The organism is Undibacterium sp. RTI2.2 (assembly GCF_035018705.1).
GTDB lineage: Bacteria > Pseudomonadota > Gammaproteobacteria > Burkholderiales > Burkholderiaceae_D > Undibacterium.
Genome location: NZ_JASJXN010000008.1, coordinates 37,795 through 59,705, shown reverse-complemented (window position 1 = coordinate 59,705; position 21,911 = coordinate 37,795). Strand labels below are relative to the sequence as shown.

At 47.0% G+C, this 21,911-nt stretch carries 15 protein-coding genes and 1 pseudogene; 4 read left to right on the top strand and 12 right to left on the bottom strand.

Features of this window, described 5'->3' with window-relative positions; all coding sequences use genetic code 11:
* Positions 1-227: 227 nt before the first annotated feature.
* From QN395_RS06310 to QN395_RS06260, 11 genes are all read right to left on the bottom strand, one after another.
* Complete coding sequence (locus QN395_RS06310) at positions 228-1,343, bottom strand: substrate-binding domain-containing protein (RefSeq protein WP_323491799.1); 1,116 nt, start codon at positions 1,341-1,343, stop codon at positions 228-230.
* A gap of 353 nt (positions 1,344-1,696) precedes the next feature.
* Positions 1,697-2,527 (bottom strand): head GIN domain-containing protein, encoded by an 831-nt coding sequence (locus tag QN395_RS06305; RefSeq protein WP_322120394.1) that lies wholly within the window; start codon positions 2,525-2,527, stop codon positions 1,697-1,699.
* 71 nt (positions 2,528-2,598) lie between these two features.
* The gene (locus QN395_RS06300; protein WP_323491798.1) at positions 2,599-3,486 is read right to left on the bottom strand and encodes a DUF1700 domain-containing protein; all 888 of its coding nucleotides are present in this window, start codon (positions 3,484-3,486) and stop codon (positions 2,599-2,601) included.
* Between the two features lie 469 nt (positions 3,487-3,955).
* Positions 3,956-5,536, bottom strand: coding sequence for a glycerol-3-phosphate dehydrogenase (glpD, locus tag QN395_RS06295; RefSeq protein ID WP_322120396.1), 1,581 nt, complete (start codon positions 5,534-5,536; stop codon positions 3,956-3,958).
* Between the two features lie 54 nt (positions 5,537-5,590).
* The gene (locus tag QN395_RS06290; RefSeq protein ID WP_323491797.1) at positions 5,591-7,225 is read right to left on the bottom strand and encodes a GGDEF domain-containing protein; all 1,635 of its coding nucleotides are present in this window, start codon (positions 7,223-7,225) and stop codon (positions 5,591-5,593) included.
* 33 nt (positions 7,226-7,258) lie between these two features.
* A complete protein-coding gene (locus tag QN395_RS06285) occupies positions 7,259-7,861 on the bottom strand; it encodes a hypothetical protein (protein WP_323491796.1) in 603 nt (200 codons plus the stop codon).
* 172 nt (positions 7,862-8,033) lie between these two features.
* Positions 8,034-9,257 carry an ABC transporter permease gene (locus QN395_RS06280; RefSeq protein ID WP_322120399.1) on the bottom strand — a complete coding sequence of 408 codons (1,224 nt, stop codon included), beginning with the start codon at positions 9,255-9,257 and terminating at the stop codon, positions 8,034-8,036.
* A complete protein-coding gene (locus tag QN395_RS06275; protein ID WP_323491795.1) occupies positions 9,254-10,150 on the bottom strand; it encodes an ABC transporter ATP-binding protein in 897 nt (298 codons plus the stop codon). Before QN395_RS06275 ends, QN395_RS06280 begins: the two co-directional genes overlap by 4 nt.
* The gene (locus QN395_RS06270) at positions 10,150-11,418 is read right to left on the bottom strand and encodes an efflux RND transporter periplasmic adaptor subunit (RefSeq protein ID WP_322120401.1); all 1,269 of its coding nucleotides are present in this window, start codon (positions 11,416-11,418) and stop codon (positions 10,150-10,152) included. The genes QN395_RS06275 and QN395_RS06270 overlap by 1 nt, the downstream gene beginning before the upstream one ends.
* A 424-nt stretch (positions 11,419-11,842) precedes the next feature.
* A complete protein-coding gene (locus QN395_RS06265; RefSeq protein WP_323491794.1) occupies positions 11,843-13,417 on the bottom strand; it encodes a hypothetical protein in 1,575 nt (524 codons plus the stop codon).
* A 118-nt stretch (positions 13,418-13,535) separates the two neighbouring features.
* Complete coding sequence (locus QN395_RS06260; RefSeq protein WP_322120403.1) at positions 13,536-14,339, bottom strand: ABC transporter ATP-binding protein; 804 nt, start codon at positions 14,337-14,339, stop codon at positions 13,536-13,538.
* A gap of 248 nt (positions 14,340-14,587) precedes the next feature.
* On the opposite strand from QN395_RS06260, the gene QN395_RS06255 reads away from it, so the two are divergent.
* The 4 genes and pseudogenes from QN395_RS06255 (at position 14,588) to QN395_RS06240 (ending at position 20,212) form a co-directional block, all read left to right on the top strand.
* Positions 14,588-14,986 carry a GntR family transcriptional regulator gene (locus QN395_RS06255; RefSeq protein WP_322120404.1) on the top strand — a complete coding sequence of 133 codons (399 nt, stop codon included), beginning with the start codon at positions 14,588-14,590 and terminating at the stop codon, positions 14,984-14,986.
* Positions 14,983-15,861 (top strand): annotated as a pseudogene (locus QN395_RS06250) (ABC transporter ATP-binding protein). Before QN395_RS06255 ends, QN395_RS06250 begins: the two are co-directional and overlap by 4 nt.
* A complete protein-coding gene (locus tag QN395_RS06245) occupies positions 15,858-17,270 on the top strand; it encodes a hypothetical protein (RefSeq protein WP_322120406.1) in 1,413 nt (470 codons plus the stop codon). The pseudogene QN395_RS06250 and the gene QN395_RS06245 overlap by 4 nt, the downstream one beginning before the upstream one ends.
* A 140-nt stretch (positions 17,271-17,410) precedes the next feature.
* Positions 17,411-20,212, top strand: a complete 2,802-nt coding sequence (locus QN395_RS06240; RefSeq protein WP_323491793.1) for a pitrilysin family protein — start codon at positions 17,411-17,413, stop codon at positions 20,210-20,212.
* Between the two features lie 783 nt (positions 20,213-20,995).
* Here QN395_RS06240 and QN395_RS06235 read toward each other — a convergent pair.
* Positions 20,996-21,910: a hydroxymethylglutaryl-CoA lyase gene (locus QN395_RS06235; protein ID WP_322120409.1), complete on the bottom strand. Its 915-nt coding sequence runs from the start codon at positions 21,908-21,910 to the stop codon at positions 20,996-20,998.
* Position 21,911: the final 1 nt, after the last annotated feature.

Sequence of the window (21,911 nt, the reverse complement as noted above, 5' to 3'; positions counted from 1 at the left end):
TTTTTACACTAGTTTTTTTGCTTGCTTTTATGATTGTTTCTGCACCTGTCTGCATACTGCTTCCATCTTTTATGAATGGAGACATTGTAAAGGCTAAAAACCGCAAAACATGACAAACAAAGGGTCAATGGTTTCCCACTCACCCTTTGTTTGTCATGTTTTGGATTATTGATGTTTTCTGTGCGCTATCAATATCTACTTACTACTTCTAACTTATCAATATGAAATTATTTAGCCCAAATTTTTAAATACTGATTACGGTAATCGTTATCAGGATCAAACATATTCTTTGGTCCGCCGTCATACGCAATATTTTGATTGGTAACTAAATGTACAGGAGTGACATAGCCACTGGGTGCCACACCAGAAAAAGCACGATTCATTTCATCTACTAACTGCCAGCCATGCATGAACAGTGGTTCTGGTACGGTACCAATTTGTAATAAGTTACCCCGAATCCGCTTGAAAGCACTGTAAGAGCCATCACCAGCAGAAAGACCTATCACTTTGTTCGTACCCATCAGAGCAGAAATAGTTGGTTTTTCCATCAGATCAAAATACACGTCATTAACGCCAATAGCATGGGTCCATTTAGTCCCGAATTTTTTTTCTAAGTTCTCTACTACTTTGGACATTTTTGTATATGCCTCTGCTACCGGCACATCTTCAACGCTCAACAGGCGACAATTTTCGCACTGCTTAATCACCTCGACAATCGCATTGGATTTAGCAGCAGTGTAAGGGCTGGACATATCGGAGAAAACGACAATACCTGCCTTGCTGTTCGATTCCACCACACCATACAAAGCAGCAATTTGTGCTGCCTCTTTTGGGTTAGAGGTGATATTGGTAAACAAGCCTTCAGACGGTCCGCTCTTCACCATAGAATGCCACCCGACAACAGGTACTTTTGCTTTGGCAGCAGCGGCTAATCCCTTGGCCTGACTCGTTGCATCCACGCCCGCTAAAATAATGCCGTCCGGTGCCATATCCAGAGCCTGACTTACAATCGCCGCGCCTTGATTGCATCTGCCCCGACAATCGATATATAACAGTTCCCAGTCAGCACCTTTCACAGCCTCTTTAATCCCGTTGAAAACTCCAACGATACCTGGGTCACTTAAGTCGGCTGCGATAAAAACGATTTTTTTCTTCTTTTGCAGCTTAGGACCCTCTGCAGGTACTTCCCATGATTTAGTCAACCCCGCCGCTTTCGCCACTACTGCGTTAGCACGGCTAAGGAACAGCATAGGATTTTCCTGTGCATTGGCTGCACCAATCATACTGATGGAGCAAAACGCAACAAGCAACAAGGTCAAGCACTTACTTTGAATAGCAGTCATGATTCTGGATCGGTCAAGTTGAGTAAAAAACCGGCATGCCTGAAAGTGATCTGCAGACAGTCCGCACCGCTGATGAAACTTATTTTACAAATGCGGATTGATTATTGCAGAAAATTGTCGTGTGTAAATAGAGTTTCACTACCAAGCGGTCACGGAAGAATATTAAACTGGATCATATCAACGAAACTGACTTTTATTCTTTGAAACTTATTTTTATCAGAATAAACTTTAATAATAAGTGGTTGCGGTGCGACAAAATCAGCGCTTTAGAGCAGATACAAAACTGCCCCGGCGAAGCAACCAAGAGCGGCAACTTAGCTAGGGCAGTTTTATGTCAGTCTGGAGTTAACAACTCATTGCCAGTTAACTTCTCCCGAGCCAGAGCTCTGTACTGTACGTTTAGTAGGATTGCCGTAAATTCTAGCGTCGCCGCTGCCGCTGAGACGTACTTTGACTTCTTGCGTTGCCGTGATCTTTGCGTCAGAAGAGCCACTGGCATTGAGTACCGCTAGATTTGCGCGTAAAGCCACGGCGTCGAGATTGCCCGACCCACTCATTTTTGCCGTCAGTAGTTTAGTTTGACCTTTTAGATTGATATTGCCAGACCCCATAGCGGTCAGTTCAATATTGTCACTGTTGGGCAAGACCAGATTGACATCGCCGCTGCCAACCGCATTGGCCAGTACTTGCTGATAATCGCCCTCAAACTGGAGGTTGCCAGAGCCACGCAAGATGGTTTCAAACTGTCTTCCATGAAAGCCTTTGATCATGGCATCACCACTACCCTGCATTTGCAATTTTTCTAGCGCAGGTAGCGCCATCTCTATACGCAAGGGCTGACGGATCACGATGAACATGCCACGGGTGCCGATATACAAAGTATTGCCTTCGATTCTGGTAGTCACGCGAGCCAACATATTAGGTTCGCCATGCACCATCAACTCAGGTACTGCCGCTTGTTTCAGCACCAGATCAATCGGCCCGTTCATCACGATATTGACGATGGAAGCATAAACAGGTCGCACCTCGCTATTGGCGGCAGATGATGTAACTGATGCGGCTGACGCAGCGGATATCACTATTGAGACAGATGCTGCATGCGCCCGCATTACGACCGCGCTTAAGCCAATTAAAACGATGGCGAGTAACAACATGCCTAGACCTGTTTTGATGATATTTCTCATGATTTTCTCCTGCAAATAAATAAACAAATAACGTGGGTGCAAAAATTAAAATGATGTTTTAGGCTGGGTTCTCAGGCAGTTGCGTGAGCAGGCAAGCGCAGCAGCGAAATATTCCATTGCAAGTAATTTTTGAAGCCGATGAAAGTGTATTTCGTCATAAAGAGACACAGCATGAATAAGGCAATACCACCGAGCAGAAGGCCAATACCTTGCATGACATGGTATCGATTCAAACCATTGTCAACATTGACTTGAATACCGCCTTGCTCACCCTTGCTTTCTATTGCGATGGTGGTTGCACCGAGAGTGTTGCTGGCTACAGCACTAGATGCGCTATTCGCTACAATGCTGGAGGCGCTATTGACTGGATTATTGGTAGTTGTTTTAGAACCGGTGGAAGACATCGGCTCCACAGAATCAGACGACGCGGTATCACCATCTTCAGTATTAATTCCGCCTGGCGTAATATCGACGGTGACATTTTTACGACCATGGAATTTGAGATCATGGTCATCCATGATCACCACATGATGGTTGTGCGACGGCATGTCAAATTTAAAATGTTCTACGCCGGACAGACCACCTGCTGCAATCGCAATGCCAGCAACATAGAAACTTAATGAAGTGACGTAGGCTGCCACGAGCATGCTGACATACACAATCGCCGGAATAATCATAAATAAGTTAAACACGATCACGCCTAACAGAGCCACCAGCAAAGCCGCCAGATTAGCCGGGCTAGCGCGATGCTTAAACGCATCCAGGCGCGCTTTACTGCGTTGTTGCGCAGCGACCAATTGTGGCGAAGGCAAACTGGCAGCAACTTGCTCTTCGCTGAGCCCCGCCATTAAAGCGTCAATAAATTTGCTCTCGTAAGCCCACATGGTTTCTTCCACTACCGCTGTAGGTAAGCCATCCAGCGATTGCTTGAGGGCATTCATATATTCTGATTTGTTCATTTTGTTCTCCTCTGATGCTCTGTGGGTAGTCATAACGGATTGCGTAGAGTGACTGTAAGCAATCACGCTGCATGGCGCTACCGGGATGCGACAGTACGCAAGATAGTGGGATCAGATTGCGAGAGACGGTGATAGTTGGCTGGACGAACCAATAGAAAACGGGCAGGTAGATTACCTAAGAGCTAGGCAACGACACTTTTCTATCGGGAGTAATCGCTGTTACCAATCACCCAATTTAATCTATCGCTAATCTCTTTTAAATAAATATACTTACCACAAGTATATTTTTACTATCAATATAATCATTAGACGATACGGGGAGCTTTAAATAAATAACAGGGAGTATATTAATCCAGGCTCTTACTTGGGCTGCCAGACGAACTTTTTACTGATTCTGTAGCTATGTATTGTGGTCGTATGCTTTTAGTCAAATCCTCAAAATGAGGTTTCAGTTAGCGTAAATCATGGCTTATTTGCTGGCGATCCAGGCATCCAACACGCTTGCTGTACCTGGCGGTACATGCAAACCCAACTTTGAGCGGCGCCATAAAATATCTTCGGCATTGCGTGCCCATTCGTGGTGGATCAGGTAGCTGACCTCTGCTGCGTACAAGCCAGGTGCGATTTCTTCGCCCATGTGCGCCAGAGCGTTAATGCCCTCTAGCAGATGCTTAATGCGGGTGCCGTAAGCGCGGGCGTAGCGTTTTAATAGCGGGCTTGGCATCCACGGATAATCGCGGCGTAGACGTTTAATAAAATCATCGAACTCCAATACAGCGCGGTTATCTGGCCGATCACCAAAAACATCGCCGCCGGGCAAGCAGGCATTTGCGGTCCAGGCGGGTTTGATAGCGCTGAATTTATCTCTACCTGATTGAGTGAGTGCAGATTTAGCGAGTGCAGGCGTGATTAAATTGATCGCTTCTTCTGCCAGCTTGCGAAAGGTCGTAATCTTGCCACCAAAGACGGTTAGTAGCGGTGCGGCGGAGTCCGACAATTCCAAATGATAATCGCGGGTAATTGCTTTGGCATCCACGCTGCCGTCATCGACTAATGGCCGCACACCAGAATAAGACCACAGTACGTCTTTGGGTTGAATTTCTTGCTTGAAATAGAGGCTACTCAGCTCACATAGATAATCAATTTCAGCCGCGTCGATCACCACTTTATTGATATCGCCCTGGTAGTTAATGTCGGTGGTGCCGATCAGAGTAAAGTCATTTTCATAGGGAATAACGAAAACGATGCGGCCATCAGGATGCTGAAAAATATACGCATACGGATGATCAAACATGCGCTTCACTACGATGTGACTGCCTTTGATTAAACGCAAAGTTCTGGCAGTCTGCTGCGGCAAAATAGCTTGCTGTAATTGTGCTGCCCACGAGCCAGTCGCATTGATCAGGCTAGCTGCGCAGACCTCGGTAATTTGATTGACAGCGGCAGCAGCACCGGATGTATCACGTAATTGCGCCAGCCATTTACCATCTTGCTGCACCACGGATTCGCAGCGCGTGTGGGTCATGATGGTGGCACCTTTTTCTGCCGCATCGATTGCATTTAATACGACCAGACGCGCATCATCTACCCAGCCATCTGAGTATTCAAAGCCACGACTTAAATTAGCTTGCAAAGCCTGACCAGCCAGATGTTTTTTTAAATTGATGGCGGTAGATCCGGGCAATAATTCGCGCCTTGCCAGATGATCATACAAAAATAAACCTGCCCTCAACATCCATGCAGGACGCAGGCCTTGCATGTGCGGCATCACAAAACGCAGGGGCGTGATGATATGCGGGGCGGAACGTAATAATACTTCGCGCTCAATCAGCGATTTTCTGACCAGGCCAAACTCATAATATTCCAGATAGCGCAGGCCACCGTGTATTAGTTTGGAGGAGGCAGATGAGGTGTGTGAAGCAAGATCATCTTTTTCGCACAGCACGACGGATAGTCCTCGGCCAGCAGCATCACGCGCAATGCCAGCACCATTAATACCACCGCCGATTACCAGCACATCACATTCGATTTTACGTACAGTTTGAGTCATGTTTTTTAGTCTACTAACGGCTTCAATAAGCTTGGATCAAAGTAAAAAAGATACTTATGCTTTTTCTACCCGATTACGGCCGTTGTCTTTGGCGCGATATAAGGCCGCATCAGCCCGAACCATCATGGCTTTTAAATCGTCGCCGTCTCTGATGTGCGTCACCCCAAAACTCATGGTGATATGCAAGCCTACGGCTACTGTGCTCCAGTCATAGGCTGCAATCACGTTGCGTATACGTTCGCAGGCTTCGACTGATTTTGCGGTGCGGTCAAATAATAAAGCGAACTCTTCCCCACCAATACGCGCAGCCATGTCGCCTGAGCGCAGACAAGATGAGATCAAGCGCCCAACCTGACGCAGTGCCTCGTCACCGACCAAATGTGAGTAGCCATCATTGACCTTTTTAAAGAAATCAATATCGGCCATTGCGAATGCGACATTGGTGATTGTGCCGGTTAAACGCGTCGCCATTTTTTCTTCCAGCGCACGCCGGTTTGGTAAGCCGGTTAAGGTATCTTCATTAACCTGCACCCGCAAGGTACGATTAAAATCTTCTAGCTGGTTGACCCGATTTTTATGGACTATTGCTTCTTGCTGCGCCCGTTCCAAATCCATTTTGGCAGCAAAAATCTGGGCGCTGACTTGTGCTCTTTGATCACGCGCTTTGAGTGTAATCGTGTGGAATTCTTTGTAGACTTTTAAGGCCGCCTCAAAATTCTGAACCATCTCATACGCATGCGAAAGAATTTTAAGTAAATCGGCCAGATGCGGATAATTACCTAATCTCATCGCAAAATCACGGGCTTCTATCATCGATGCGACTGCTGCTTGCAACTGCTGCATACGCAACTGCAAGGCACCGATACGGACCTTAATATCCAGCTCTTCTTTGGCAAAGCCATAGCCCGAAAATTGATCTAATCCATGCCCTAACTCTTGCAGAGCGAGATCATATAACCCCCGCTCTTCCAGCGCGTGTGCCAGCGTTTCTGTCGCCAGCAACTGAGTTCTCACCATCTTATTAGTTTGCGCATGGACTAGCGATTGGCGCGTGTACAAAATAGCGTCGTCGAGCATCTGTACGTCTGGCGATGCGCCATCTTCGTTCTGTACTTCATAATAAATAATCAGGCTGTCTGCCCAATTATTTTTAACCCTTGCCAGGCTATCCTGATCCTGATTTTTTTCACAAAGAATATATGCTTCTTTATAGATAGTGAGGCTACGTTCAAATTGTTGGGTAATCGTAAATATAAAGCCGAGGGTGATCAGTATTTGCGCGAATTTTTTTGGTCTGTCTACCTGCCGCTCTATAGCTATCGCTTTTTCTGCATATTGCAAAGCGCTATTGGTATCACCAAACGCAAGGAAGGTACGAGCTAAGCCATGTAGCACATCTGCTTTTAGCTCCAGACTATTACTTTTTTCTGCGTACTCTAAAGCGATTTCAAAATCACGGATACCCGAGGGGTCGTGCAACGTAATGCGGCAGTTCCCGATTTTGCAATGTAACTCGCCTAGGACTACTGCATCTGCTTTAAATTCGAGACTGACTTCTGCCAGAGCAATCGCTTTTAAAATCAGCACGATGGTCTGCGCAGGCTCACTCTCTATCGTGGCATCAGTCTGTCGGGATAAGTTGGAGAGATCGTTATCCAGCTGCGCTTGTGAAGTGATTTGAGTAAGCAAATTATGTGCTCCCGTTTGTCGGAGTAGCATACGTCATACTGCGAAACCGCCTGCTTTGTTGACTGGCTTTATATTTGGACTGGCAATTGCGTTAGCAGTTCTGTCCGCATCTATCCTAGTATTGATCTTAGCATTAGTTTTGGCATCGTAGGTACGCAACCAGGTCAATTGCAGTACCCGCGCGTCGGTGCTGGCACGATGCCGAGATACATGCAATTCATCCTGTATCCGGTCCTTAGTCGCATGCCATAAAGCCTGCTGATCGTCGGTAATAATCTCGCGCAAATCTGCCAGTTTAAAACGCGGCACTCTGCCGGCCGCATCAAACAAACGTGCCATCCAGACATAATCCTGCGCCCAGCCATCAGTGTAGACCGTATGCCCATTTAAAAAACTATTGAGCTGATCAACCACATAATCCGGCGAGCGGCCACGCTCGACTAAAATCTCACGCGGGATGTGATGCACTTTGGCGGCCTCCACATCCCAGTGTTGCCAGTCGTCTTCCGGGCGAATCAGAGTACACCAGCCTTCACCATGTCGCCCGGAGAATCCGACCTCGATCGGATAACTGCCTTTGCCAAACCCAGAGGCTTCAAAATCAATAATGATAGGTACGGTCATCTGCACGGTCATTATTAATTGCTCCTGATGGTTATGGAACTTCTTTGGATTAGTTACGAATCACGCAAGCTAACTACTTAAAACGAGAAATAACGTTTTATTAATTTTGCGCTATTTTTATAACAATGCAAGTTCTATTCCTACTTTAGTTCTTACTTTATCGTACATATCATCAATCACCACTCTATTCGTAGCGTAAACAATCCACCGGCAACAGCAAAGACGCCCGGCGTGCCGGATAAAATCCAAAGAAAATTCCGACAAAACTGGCAAAACCACAAGCAACCAGCATTGCGCCAAAGCCGATTTCTACATCCAGCTTACCCGTCGAAGTAATGGCGGCGGCACCCGCACTTGCCAGCAAAATACCAAATACGCCGCCGACTAAACAAATCACTACCGCTTCCGTCAAAAACTGTAACAGCACGTCGCGCGGCTTGGCACCAATCGCCATCCGTATGCCAATCTCGCGGGTACGCTCAGTCACCGATACCAGCATGATGTTCATAATGCCAATACCGCCCACAATCAATGAAATCGCACCAATTGCGCCCAGCATGGCGGCCAGGCCTGCACTGATTTTGGCGCCGGTCTCTGCAATGGACGCCAAGTTATCAATTCGAAAATCATCTTCTTGTTCGGACTTAATATGATGGCGATCACGCAGCATGTCTTTAATATCTTGGTCGGCGTCCTTCAGTGATTTATCGTCTTTTGCCTGTACCACTACATAATGCACATTAGAGGGAAAAGGACTGCGCATCAAGGTTGCGCGGGCAGTTGTGATCGGGATCAAGACCATCTCGCCCAGATCACCGCCATCAAACATCCGTCCCTCGCCCTGCAATACGCCAACCACCTGAAACGGCACATTATCAATGCGGACAAACTGACCGAGTGGATTGGTTTTATAAAAAAACTGCTCGGCTAACTTTTTACCGATCACGACCATACGAGCTGCGCCGCGGATATCAGAATCACTAAAATAATTGCCCTGATCAACTTTCCAGTTACGCACCTTAAACATCTCTGGCGTGATCCCAAGTACCGCGCTGTTGGTATTGTCATTGCCAACCGCGATCTGAAAAAACCCTTGCAAAGCTGGAGCTGCGCCGTTCAGGCTAGGTAATTCATTGAGCGCCAGTGCATCATCTACAGATAAAGAAGGCGCTGTACCTGTGCGCGCCCGCACACCTTGAGTACGATTGGCACCCGGCGATACGATCATCAAATTACTACCCAATACCTCTAACTCTTTCGAGATAAATTTCTTAGCGCTTTCGCCTACAGCCAACATCATTACTACCGAGGTGATGCCGATGATGATACCCAGCATAGTCAGCGAGGTACGCAGCCGATTGGCATTCATGGAGCGGAATGCTTCAATAAAAACTTGAAGAAAATTCATAATCCGACTCCGCTCTGATCTTGTGACATATAGTTATTGGAAGCGGTTGCAGCCGCTTGTGTAGCCGCCTGTGAAGAAACCTGTGCATGCGCCTCGTGGCTTTGCGCTAGCTGTTGCAAACCCTCTACCGCCGGGCCATCGTATAAAACATGGCCATCTTTGAGGCGGACTAAACGTTTGCTATACGCGGCAATATCTGGCTCATGTGTCACCAGTAAAATCGTAATGCCGCGCTCGGCATTTAACTGCTGCAAAGAGCGCATGATCTCGACGCTGGTTTGAGTATCCAGATTACCGGTTGGCTCATCCGCTAGAATCAGCGGTGGATCAGCGACTAATGCGCGGGCAATTGCCACCCGTTGTTGCTGGCCACCAGAAAGTTGATTCGGCAAACGTTTTGCGTACTCTTTTAAGCCTACCCGCTCCAGTTCGACCAAGGCTTTTTTGTATGCTTTATCGCGTGATACACCGGCATAAATGAGCGGCAAGGCGACATTCTCTGCAACGCTCATCCTTTTAATCAGATTAAAACTCTGGAATACAAAACCGATTGTACGATTGCGTATCGTCGCTAATTCACTGCGTGACAAAGTTAACGTATCCACCCCATTTAAGCGGTAAGTACCGTTGGTCGCCTGGTCCAGACAACCAAAAATATTCATCAGCGTTGATTTGCCAGAACCCGATTGCCCCATCACGGCTAAAAAATCACCCTGCGGTACCAACAGATTGATCCCGAATAAAACCTGGGTCTCAATACCGCCGGAGAAGTAACTTTTAGTCACCTTACGGATATCGATCAGTGGCTGAGCCTCAGCTTGCGTCTGAGCTTGAGACTGAGCTACCGTTTGATTTATAGCCTTGCCTTTCGTATCCATTTTTGTGCTTACCATTAGTGCGATCCTGCATTGGCAATATCCAGTGATCTGATAATCACTTTATCGCCAGGCTTTAGATCGCCAGAAAGCACTTCGGTATAGCGAAAATTAGACAAACCAATTTTAATATCGACAGGCTTAGCTTTGTTTTTTTCATCAAGCACAAAAATTTTAAATGAGCGCGTCATCTCGCCCTTGCTACGGAAAGACACATCGTCCTCTGCTTCTGGGCGAGGCACAACAGATGCGCTGGCCGAGGCTGCGCTTGTCACTGCACTTGACCCAGCACCTGATTCTGCCGCTTTTTTCTCAGCCTCTTTCTTCAACTTCGCTTCTTTGGCGATCTCCTCATCACTCAATTTAAAACGTAGTGCAGCGGTGGGGATGCGCAATACGTTCTGGCGATTACCGACAACCAGACGCACCTGCGCCGTCATGCCTGGCTTTAATAATTCATCTTTGTTATCCACGTCCAAGACGACGTTATACGTCACTACATTTTGCTGGACATTGGCTGCAAGCCGGAACTGGCGCAAGCTCGCATCAAACTCACGGTCGGGGTAGGCATCCACCACAAAACGCGCCGCCTGGCCGTCTTTTAACGATCCCACATCGGCTTCAGACACATTGGTATCAATCTGCATTTTGGTCAGATCACGCGCAATCTGGAACAGGTTCGGTGTCTGGAAAGATGCCGCTACCGTTTGCCCCATATCAATCGTGCGCTTGATGATGACGCCATCAATCGGTGACCGGATCACGCTGTTATTAAAATCCGCCTGCACCCGATCCAGCTGCGCTCTGGCGAGTTTGATATTGGCATCGGCCACTTCTACCTCACGCTTCAACTGGTCTAACGATGCGCCAGAAATATAGCTCAGCGAAACCAGTTTTTGATTACGATCTAAGTTTGCCACCGCCAGCCGCTTGGACGATTCGGCCGATGCCAACGTGGCTTCGCTCTGTTTAATCTGGGCGTTAAAAATGGTCGGGTCCAGCTTCAATAACACTTGCCCTTTTTTAACCCTGTCGTTGAAATCGGCATTCAACTCCACCACAGTGCCAGATACTTGCGAACCCACGCTGATGAGCGCAACCGGATTGAGTGTGCCGCTGGCAGTTACAGTTTGGGTCAGGTTGCCTTTGTCGACGATGGCGGTCTTAAATTGTGGCTCCTCATCCTTACTGGCCTTTTGCTTTTTTTGGTAGTAGCTGGCTGCGGCGCCAGCAATAAGTAATATCACGACAGCGAGGATAAAACGTTTTTTAGTAAAAAATGTCATCACAAGATCAATCAAATAGAGTGGGTGGGCGACGAATTCACATCAAATTCACATCAAGAGCTACATAAAACCAATTGACCTTAGCAGTTACCTTTTTGCTCAGGAACATTCTTTTGTTATTCGGAAAAATTCCAGGAATAACATATACTCCCCATAAATTTTTATCAAATCGGCTAATTGTCTAGTTTTTCTCTGGACAACTTAAATATACCTACCGGGAGTATTTATATTAATACTTTAAATACCAAGCCATGCGAAGCGATGAATCCAACATCACAAGCAACGGTTAATTAACGGCCAATTAAGAAACAGCGTCGATTCTAAGCACGCTCTAAGTGTGTATGAGTGCGCTCAATTTGCAATCAATAGCAGAACTTATTTACAGCAATTTACTTCTGCCAGACACATGATCAATCCTGTCATCTCAATTCCCTTTGGTTCGCATCAGCCAAGCGGCACCAAGTACTAGCAAACCTATTGTTAGCGGTAGAAATCCCCACAGCCCAAATTGCATGCTGACATAAGTCGTAGCGGCCCAGGCGACTCCGCTGAAAAAGTCTAGCAAGCCTGCGACAAATCCAACTTTGCCACGCTTATTAAACTGCGCCCGCTGGCCAGGTTGCGCCAGCCATAAGTTCATCAACGCAGCACTGCTCATCGACAATAGCACCATGACCGTCAGCGATAAACCAAGCAATACATTGTTAAACGTCATCCAGCACAAAAACGGCAAAAGCAATACAAATACAGGCAACACTGCCGCACTCAATTTGGCATTGCGGATAACGTGATAATTCGCCGGCGCGGCGCGTAATAAGTCGGGCGCATCTTCTGCGGACACGATTACCCAAATTAAAGAAGCCGACAAAGAGCCGGAAATAAAAGTCAGCATGGCTGCCACTCCGGGTAGTACGGCACCGTTTTTAAAAGCAACGAAAAACATCGGCAACATGTACAGCAATTGCAGCAGCACTTGAGAGATCAATTGCGGATCACGTAAAATTAGGCGCCACTCTTTTACGACAACGCTGCGCCATAAACCAGAGCGGAACTGGAGTTTAATCGCGCTCGCGGTGCGCAGCTGTTTGCCCGCCGATGTACTTGCCATACCGCCCACTTGCTGTACACCTCGCACAAAAAACCGGTGTGTTAAATGTACCGTAATCAAAAAGCTAGCCAAGCCCAGACTCGCCATCATCAACATGCTTAAAGGCGAACCAAATAATGCGCGTGCTGGCAACCACAACCAACTTTGTGCGCCCATTAAAGCATCTGCTTTGAGTAAAGGCTGGAAAACGGCAAATACCCGCTGACGATAATCCTGGCTTAGATTATTAAATATCTGCGTCACCAAAAAGATGGATGCGCCAGTCAAAGCACCAATCAATTGTGCCACCGTCAAAGTGCGCCGCACACCTAGCCAGCGCACCAGCCCTAAGGTCAACAACATCGCAAACGACGATGCAATCACCGCCAGACTCAGCAATACCGGATAAATTCCCAGCCAGCGCGGCTGCCCCAATAGCAAACCCACATGCGCCACCGGCGTTAGTAACAGCAAGAATAGCGAAGCAACGCTCAACACCACCGCGATCAGCCTGACACTAAAAATAGAGCGGGAAGACAATGGCGACGACAGCAGCAAATCCAGATCAGCGCGCTCGAATAAAACCTTGACGCTACGGTTAAGGGCAAATGACAACATCAAGCTAAACACAACGGCCAGCAGCGCGCCTGCTCCCATGATGATCACAGCGGAAGGGTCGGCTTTGAGCGCAGGGACTTTGCGCATAATGCTCCACACGCCCAGATGCGCCAGAACAAACAGCAGGCTGAAACTGATTTTCCCCATGGTCGACACACCACGTCGCGCAGCTTTCACTTTGCCTGTTTTGCTGTCTGTCTGATTCGTTTTACCGCCACCCATGTCGTACACAAACATACGGCACTCATGCGCCAATAACCATAGTGCACTACCGACTTTAAATGGCAGCTTCATTTGAAATTGACTCCACATAAAGGATATTGGGAGTACCTAGCGATCATTGCCGTTAAAGCTGCGGCTGTGACTGTTGTTGTGACGATTGTTGCCGCTATCGTTGCGGCTAAAATCAACATCAGGCAGGCTCCGTCAATTGCAAGAACACCTCTTCCAAAGTGGCTGCTCGGCTAAATACACTATTCGCACCATTCGCACCATTCGCGTCAGTCACACCATTTACGCTATGGCTGGTCTGGCTACGCAATTCATCTAAAGTACCTTCGGCAATCAACTTACCGTTTTGGATAATCCCTATCCGTTCGGCCAGACGCTCCGCTACATCCAGAATATGCGTGGTCAAAATCACCGTACCACCCGCTTGCACGTGCTTGAGCAAAAGGTCTTTGACTTGCCTAGCAGCGGCTGCATCCAGACCAGTTAAAGGTTCATCAAGAATAATCAGTTCAGGCGCGTGGATCAGGGCTCCGGCGAGTGCCAGCTTTTGCTTCATCCCGCGCGAAAAACCCTCGGTCAATTCATCCGCATGCTTGCTCAGGTCTAACCACTCCAGCAACTCACGCGCCTTGCTCTCGGCATCCGCGGCAGACATGCCCCACAAGCCAGCGACAAACTCAAGATACTCAAACGGCTTGAGTTTGTTGTACAGCATGGGATCATCCGGCAGGTAGGCCAGCTTTTGCTTAGCAAGCGCGGGATTGTTGGCAAGATCAACGTCAAGGATTTTTACGCTACCAGAATCCGGCACCAGCAAACCCGCCACCATCCGCAAGGTCGTCGTCTTACCAGCACCATTTGGCCCCAGCAAAGCATATAACTCACCGCGTTTTACCTGAAGATTAAGCTGGTCAACCGCAGGCCGACCGTACTGTTTGCTGAGCTGTGTCAGCTCCAGCGCCAGACCAGAATTTTCTTGGTTCATTTTAGAAAAGTGAAATAGAAGTTAAATGACAATTAGTTTTCATTTTGTATTGGAACTAGCATTGATGTACAGCATTTTTTGTGGGCTGTGATCAAAATGGATCAAACTTATCAAGCGCCAGAGGCTCAGGTTCTGCTATCAATCAAATCGGATGCGCGTTCAAACAACCTAAAAATACTTGACGCGTAAAGAATTTACATATACTGTATTAGTTAAGTAATACAGTATTTAATTATCAAAGTGAGCTAATGAGCATCCATTCCACCAACTTGTTTTCAATTGCGACCGGTTCTGCAGAACCTATTTATCGCCAATTGATAGACCAGACTCGGCGCCTGGTAGCGGGAGGACAGCTAGCACCGGGCGATGTCTTGCCGTCGGTACGGGAAGTCGCTCAGGCGCTGGCGCTTAATCCTATGACCGTGTCCAAAGCCTACAACATGCTAGAAACCGAAGGCATATTGCAACGCAACAGAGGTAAAGGCATGTTAGTCGCAGAGGGCAATAAGACTGCGCGAAGCGCTACCGATCGCAGCAATTTGCTCAGGCCAACATTAGAGCGCGCTGCCTGTGAGGCAAGACAGTTAGAACTAGATAGCGACACAGCTATGGCACTTTTCAAAAAAATTCTCAAGGAAATAAAATGAGTCCAGCGATCGTAGACATCAGTAATATCCACAAATATTTCGGCACACAAGCGGTACTGCAATCGACCAACTGGAAAATTACACCAGGCAAAGTAATAGGCTTATTAGGCCGCAACGGCGCGGGCAAATCTACGCTGCTTGAATGCATGCTCGGCTTGCGAGAAATTGATCAGGGCGAAGTCAGATTATTTGGTGAATCAGTAAGCGACTTAAGCACTACGACGCGTGCCAAAATTGGTTATGTACCGCAAAAAAATGATTTATTTGAATAGCTGACGCCCTTGCAAATGCTGGACTATTTTCAAGCGCTCTACCCTCGCTGGAATACACAAAAAGTCAAAGATCTGATGGAGCGCTGGGGCGTCAACCCGGTGATGCAAAATAAAACAATAGGCAAATTATCCGCCGGTGAAAAACAACGCCTGTCAATTATCCGCGCACTGGCACATGATCCAGAATTATTGATCCTGGATGAGCCGGTATCAAGTTTAGATCCTGTGGGTCGAAGAGAATTTTTACGCGAACTGATTAATGGCGTGATTGACCAACATACGACGGTGATTTTTTCCACGCATATTTTGTCCGACCTTGAGCGTATCGCTTTGGACGTCGCGTTTTTAAAAGACGGAAAAATCAGTCTGCAATCGCCACTGGATAGCTTGCTGGAAACCGCCAGGCGCATCATTGGCAGCAGTGCTGACATTAACCAAATCAAGTTCGCTCATGAAATCCGCAGAGAACAAGACCGCAATGGTATGGTCAGTGTGGTCATACAAACCAGCGAGGAAGAAATCGCTGCGATCAGTAAATCAAACGCCAACTTACGGATTGAAACCATGAATCTGGAGGATTTATTTGTTGAGGTAACTAAGTGAACGCCTATAAACAGATACTGATGCAGGCGGTGTATGAGAGACGTAATCTGGGGTCATTAGGATTAACGTGGGCATTGCTGGTATCGACACCAGTAATCGGTTTATTTGCAGAAGTCACCTTACACAAGTGGCAGGACGTCGCTATGCTCTCCGCGATTCCACTTGGCTTTTTAGTGGCGCTGTGGTTCACCATGTTTTCACAAAGCGCACTTCGTCAAAACTCACCGACCAACGCACGCTTAGTGCCGCATTTAAGGAAAAAAATCATATGCCTTACTCTGTTGGTCTGGTTGTTTTCGTCGCTTATTTGCTCTTCGCTACTAGCAATTAAGATGCAACACTTTGGGCTGTGTTTTGCTCTTATCAGCCTGATTTTTATTAGCTTCTCGCTATTGATACGTTTTCAATCTGTAATGTTTGTGATGCTAGGGATAGTAGCGCTGTTTTTAGCTAGAAAATTTCCCAACATGAACCATGCGTTCAATTATTTTGACGAGCTAACTATTGTGCTGTTTATTCTTTGTCTTTCCATCGCGTTGGCCGCACTGACTTTATATCTTACCTACCCAAAAGGTGGCGACGCACACTGGGCCTGGCAAGAAACAAATCGTCGAGTTACTGAGGCTATGTCAGAGGGCCGGACTCCTTACAACGTAGAAGGCTTGTATAACTACTGGAATCGATTTGTACAACTAGGTTATAACGCATCTTTGAAAGAAGCCTGTACAAAAAAAACAAAGTCTAATACTTTGATTAAGTATGTTTTAGGATCAAGTATCAATTTGCCGACACTGGTTATATCGATCATTTTATCGCCGGCAGTTATTTTGATTTTCTACTTATTTTATGGCCATGGCGAAATGTCGATAGCTTTCACCGCTACTTTAGTCTTGTTTGCTGTGATGTTTCCTACAGTATTTTTTGCCCAAAATATAGCGATCTGGATTAACAAAACCGCGACGGAACAAGCGCTAGTTTTATTGTCACCAACTGCCCCTGCAAAAAATATCCTCAATCTATTTTTAGCAAAAAAGCTGCTAGCTCAATATCTGACAATTTGGAGCGTAGCTCTGGTCGTAAACTGCGCCGTGACAGCATTCTTAGGGGGCGACAGCAAACTTTATATCGATATTATCTCTATTGCCTGTGCTTTTCTGTTACCAGCGGGCTACTTGCTACGTGATTATTCCAGGCAAAGCTCCCCACATTTATCCTCAAATTTGACAGGGATCGTCATAGGTTTAATGTTAAGCATAGGCATTTTTTTTGCTATTCCACGACTTTTATTTTCTATCCCTTGGCCGGTTTTTGGTATTACTTGTTTGATTGCCTCCATCGTCATCACTACCCGCCAATGGCGCAAAATGATCGCGTCGCCAGTGGCCTTCCCCGCTGGCAGAATGGCATGAGCATCTAATTGATCATGCGCTCGTCTCTACTTGTTATTTAAATTACACTAGTGTAATGTCGCCTACTTTGTAACAAATTTTCATCGCCACATAATTTAATTCAAGATGTGGTCCAACCCTAAGCCCATCATGGAGAAACAATGCGCTTAAAACCTATCGTCCTGGCAATTGCCTTATCGTTTGCTGTAACAGGCCTGAGCATCGCTGCTGACACAACTACAGCAACCAGCGCAACAACTGATGCGCGGAGTAGCTCTGCCAAAGCTAGCCAGCTAAGCACGGTTGAAGGCATTACTGAATACCGCTTAACAAATGGCTTGCGCGTGTTGTTAGCACCGGATGCATCCAAACCAACTACCACGGTCAATATTACCTATCTGGTTGGCAGCCGTCATGAGAACTACGGTGAAACCGGTATGGCTCATTTGTTAGAACACATGGTTTTTAAAGGTACAACGACGCAAGGCAATATCATGCAAGAGTTAGGTCGACGCGGCATGAGCTTTAATGGCACCACGTTTATGGATCGCACTAATTACTTTGAGACTTTCCCCGCCTCCGATGAAAATCTAAGCTGGGCCTTGGGTATGGAAGCAGATCGCATGGTCAACAGTACGATCTTGCGCACGGAACTGGATAAAGAATTTTCTGTCGTCCGCAATGAAATGGAGATGGGTGAGAACAATCCCAATCGTGTATTGTGGAAACAGCTTACAGCAGTGACCTATGATTGGCATAACTACGGGCACAACACAATCGGCGCGCGTAGTGACGTAGAAAACGTCAAGATAGAAAACCTGAAAGCCTTTTATCGTAAATACTATCAACCGGATAATGCCGTATTGGTCGTCACAGGCAAGTTCAATATTGCCGCTACTTTGGCAATGATAGAAAGCAAATTCGGCGCCATCGCCAAACCAAGCCGCGTAATTGAACCGACTTACACCATGGATGCGCCACGCGATGGTGCACGTGAAATCACGGTCAACCGCATATCAGACACCCAACTTATCGCTGTCTTATACCCAACTGCAGCCGGAGCGCATCCTGATTCTGCAGCGATTGCCGCTTTGGGCGACATCTTGGGCAATACACCAAATGGCCGTTTGCACAAAGCGATGGTAGAGCAAAAAAAGGCCGTGAATACGTCGGCATGGGTACTCGATCTGGCAGAGCCGGGTTACATCATCTTTTGGAGTGAACTCTCAAAAACACAATCGATTCCAGAAGCGCGCAGACTATTGCTGGAGAATATCGAGAGTCTGAAAAAACATCCGATCACGGAAGCCGAATTAAAACGTGCTAAGTCAAGCATGCTCAACGACATTGATAAGACAATTAACGATGCACAGCGTCTGGCGATCCAATTATCGGAATCGATCGCCAAAGGAGATTGGCGTCTGTTCTTTATCAGCAGAGACCGTATAGAAGCTTTGACGGTCGCCGATGTACAACGTGCGGCTGAAAACTACTTCAAAGAAACCAACCGTACTTTTGGTCAATTTGTGCCAGTTAAAACAATTGACCGCACCGATATTCCAGTCACTCCCGATGTCAACAAGCTCGTTGCAGGTTACCAAGGGCGTGCCGCAGTTGCAGAAGGCGAAGCGTTTGACGTCAGCACGTCGAATATCGATAAGCGCACACAAAAGCTAAGCCTAAGCAATGGCATGAAGCTAGCGCTGATATCAAAGAAAACTCGTGCCAACGCGGTCTCTGGACAAATCGTGCTTGAATTTGGCGATGAGAAAAGCTTATTTGGTCAAACAGCCAATGCAGATCTTGCCGCCGATATGCTGATGTACGGTGCAGGCAAATTAAGCCGGGCAGAAATCGCTACGCAATTTGATGCACTTAAAGCCAAGGTACGCATCTCTGGCCAAGGGCAAAACCTGACTGTCCGCTTCGATACGATACGCAAAAATTTGCCAGAAGTCCTGGCATTGATACGTGACGTACTCAGATCGCCAACTTTTCCGGCAACCGAATTTGAACAACTGCGGAATGAGAATCTGACGCAAATTGAAGCCAGCAAAAATGAGCCAAATGCCGTTGGTGCAAAAGAACTTGCTCGCGCAATCAATCAATTTAAAAAGGGCGATATCCGTTATACCCCAACGTTTGAAGAATCTATTGCAGAATACAAAAATGCCAAGCTGCCTGAAGTAAAACGTTTTTATGAAACGATGTACGGTGCTAACCAGGCTCAAATGTCTTTGGTTGGTGATTTTGATGCCAAAGAAGTTGAGACTCAAATGCAAAGCTTGTTCGGTAACTGGAATAGCCGTGCTAAATTCACACGCTTAAGCAATCCAGCGCCAGAGGTAAAACCAGCGGCATACCAGTTGGAGACGGCCGACAAAGCGAATGCATTTTACGTAGCGACATTACCACTCAAAATACAAGATAACGCTCCGGACTACCCTGCCCTCAGCGTCATCAACAATATTCTTGGTGGTAGTACGCAATCTCGCCTGTTGGCGCGCTTGCGTCAAAAAGATGGACTCAGCTACGGTGCAGGTAGCCAGATCCAGGCGTCCAGCTTTGAATCTAGCGGTAGCGTCACTTTGTATGCTATTTACGCACCGCAAAATCTGGAAAAAATAAAGCTAGGTGTGAAAGAAGAACTCGAGCGTTTTGTACGCGATGGCATCACTGAACAGGAACTGGCCGATGCGAAAAAAAGCATCATGCAACAACGCCAGACTAGTCGTGCGCAAGATGCCGCCTTAGTTGGCGCGCAAATCAATAATCTAAAAACTGGTCGCAACATGAGCTTCTACGCCGAGTCTGACGCTAACATACTAGCCCTGACCGTAGCCCAAGCTAACGCAGCCATCAAAAAATACATAGACCCAAGCATGTTCTTGCATGTCTATGCAGGCGACTTTGCAGGTGCCAGTAAAAAAGCTGCAGAATCTGCGGCAGCCGCAGCGAAGTAAACACGAGAGTAAATAGTTAGATTGCTGTATCAAAAACCACCTGCTAACAATAGGTGGTTTTTTTACAGCGGTCATTCGCCATGTCGTCTATATCGGACTTACGCAAAATTGTCCCTTGTCCTATTAAGACGTAACAACGAAGATAGTTTTGGTAGGGCTAGGCACTGCAAAGAAGCTGAGGCAGTTTTGAGTAAATCCTACTTAAAAGTAGCTTGCTAAACTCAATATCGACCGCTATATTTGTGCCACTAAAAATTTAAGTTATAGAAATGAACAATCAATCATCCATTTCCCAAGTATCAGTAAAACCACTTGAAGAGCGTCGCTGGTTTGTTGGATTGAGTCTATTCCTAGCCCTTGTTCTGATGGCGGGGTTATGGACATCAGCGGCGCTCCCGGTCAAGTTCTCCGCCGGGACTATATTTATACTCGCCTCAGCAGGCTTGTCACTGGGAGTGAACCGGCTGCTAGCTCTTATAATAATTAAAGTTTGGCCATCGTTTGGCACAGTTGGAGTCGCTTCTTAACTGCATTTTTTCTTCAGTAATCACAGCCAAATTAAGCCGAGCTAAATAAGGTATTCAGCACCTTACTTGAATTTGATGTTGCGGTTGGCTTGCGTTCCGCTTTGGCGCTGCCGCTTGTGCAGTCGCCTTCTTTTACTTACTTTTCTTGGCGAAGCAAGAAAAGTGAGTGGTCACTGGTCTACGGCTGGCAATCTAAGCAAACATCATAAATAGTTCAACAAAAAAAAAGCCCACGGTACATCATGCTATCGACCGTTTAACCAATCCTCTTTGCAGCAACAGCATTCCCGGCCCGACTAACCGCCTTCCGTCCCAGATGCCCGGAAATAAACTGCCCCGCATCCACCACCGCATTTAAATCAATCCCGGTGGCAATCCCCAGACCTTGCATCATAAACAGCACGTCCTCGGTCGCTACATTACCTGTCGCTCCTTTCGCATAAGGGCAGCCACCTAAACCCGCGACGGAGGAATGGAAGATCGAAATCCCAACTTCCAGACTGGCATAAATATTCGCTAGTGCCTGACCATAAGTGTCGTGAAAGTGTCCCGATAAACTATTTAGCGGAAAATCTTGCGCGACTAGTTGCATCACGTGCTGTACCTGGCGGGCAGTACCGACGCCGATGGTGTCGGCAATGTCGATTTCGTCGCAGCCCAGATCACGCAAGCGCTTGACGACATCGGCGACACTGGTAGGATCGACCTCGCCTTGGTACGGACAGCCAAAGGAACAACTGATACTGCCACGCAGGCGGATTTTATTTTTCTTGGCAGCTAGTGCGACATCGCGGAAGCGTTCTATTGACTCTGCAATCGAGCAATTGATATTCTTTTGTGCGAAGGCTTCGGACGCAGAGCTAAAGATGACGACCTCATCAGCACCGGCGGCGAGTGCGCCTTCAAAGCCTTTCATATTCGGGGTAAGTACCGAGTAAATCACGCCTGGTTTACGCTTGATGTTTGCCATGACTTCGCTTGAAGTCGCCATTTGCGGCACCCATTTGGGTGAGACGAAAGAGGCCGCCTCTATATTTCTGAAACCGGCATCTGTAAGGCGATTGACTAGCTCGATTTTGACATCGGCTGAAATGCTTTCTTTCTCATTTTGCAAACCATCACGTGGACCGACTTCGACGATTTTGACTTGCTTAGGTAAACTGCTAATCATA

What these genes read in the sequence shown, in the direction of transcription:
- QN395_RS06310 (WP_323491799.1), bottom strand. Translation starts at nt 1,343, where the DNA reads ATGACTGCTATTCAAAGTAAGTGCTTGACCTTGTTGCTTGTTGCGTTT.
- QN395_RS06305 (WP_322120394.1), bottom strand. Translation starts at nt 2,527, where the DNA reads ATGAGAAATATCATCAAAACAGGTCTAGGCATGTTGTTACTCGCCATC.
- QN395_RS06300 (WP_323491798.1), bottom strand. Translation starts at nt 3,486, where the DNA reads ATGAACAAATCAGAATATATGAATGCCCTCAAGCAATCGCTGGATGGC.
- glpD (WP_322120396.1), bottom strand. Translation starts at nt 5,536, where the DNA reads ATGACTCAAACTGTACGTAAAATCGAATGTGATGTGCTGGTAATCGGC.
- QN395_RS06285 (WP_323491796.1), bottom strand. Translation starts at nt 7,861, where the DNA reads ATGACCGTGCAGATGACCGTACCTATCATTATTGATTTTGAAGCCTCT.
- QN395_RS06280 (WP_322120399.1), bottom strand. Translation starts at nt 9,257, where the DNA reads ATGAATTTTCTTCAAGTTTTTATTGAAGCATTCCGCTCCATGAATGCC.
- QN395_RS06275 (WP_323491795.1), bottom strand. Translation starts at nt 10,150, where the DNA reads ATGGTAAGCACAAAAATGGATACGAAAGGCAAGGCTATAAATCAAACG.
- QN395_RS06270 (WP_322120401.1), bottom strand. Translation starts at nt 11,418, where the DNA reads ATGACATTTTTTACTAAAAAACGTTTTATCCTCGCTGTCGTGATATTA.
- QN395_RS06265 (WP_323491794.1), bottom strand. Translation starts at nt 13,417, where the DNA reads ATGAAGCTGCCATTTAAAGTCGGTAGTGCACTATGGTTATTGGCGCAT.
- QN395_RS06260 (WP_322120403.1), bottom strand. Translation starts at nt 14,339, where the DNA reads ATGAACCAAGAAAATTCTGGTCTGGCGCTGGAGCTGACACAGCTCAGC.
- QN395_RS06255 (WP_322120404.1), top strand. Translation starts at nt 14,588, where the DNA reads ATGAGCATCCATTCCACCAACTTGTTTTCAATTGCGACCGGTTCTGCA.
- QN395_RS06240 (WP_323491793.1), top strand. Translation starts at nt 17,411, where the DNA reads ATGCGCTTAAAACCTATCGTCCTGGCAATTGCCTTATCGTTTGCTGTA.
- QN395_RS06235 (WP_322120409.1), bottom strand. Translation starts at nt 21,910, where the DNA reads ATGATTAGCAGTTTACCTAAGCAAGTCAAAATCGTCGAAGTCGGTCCA.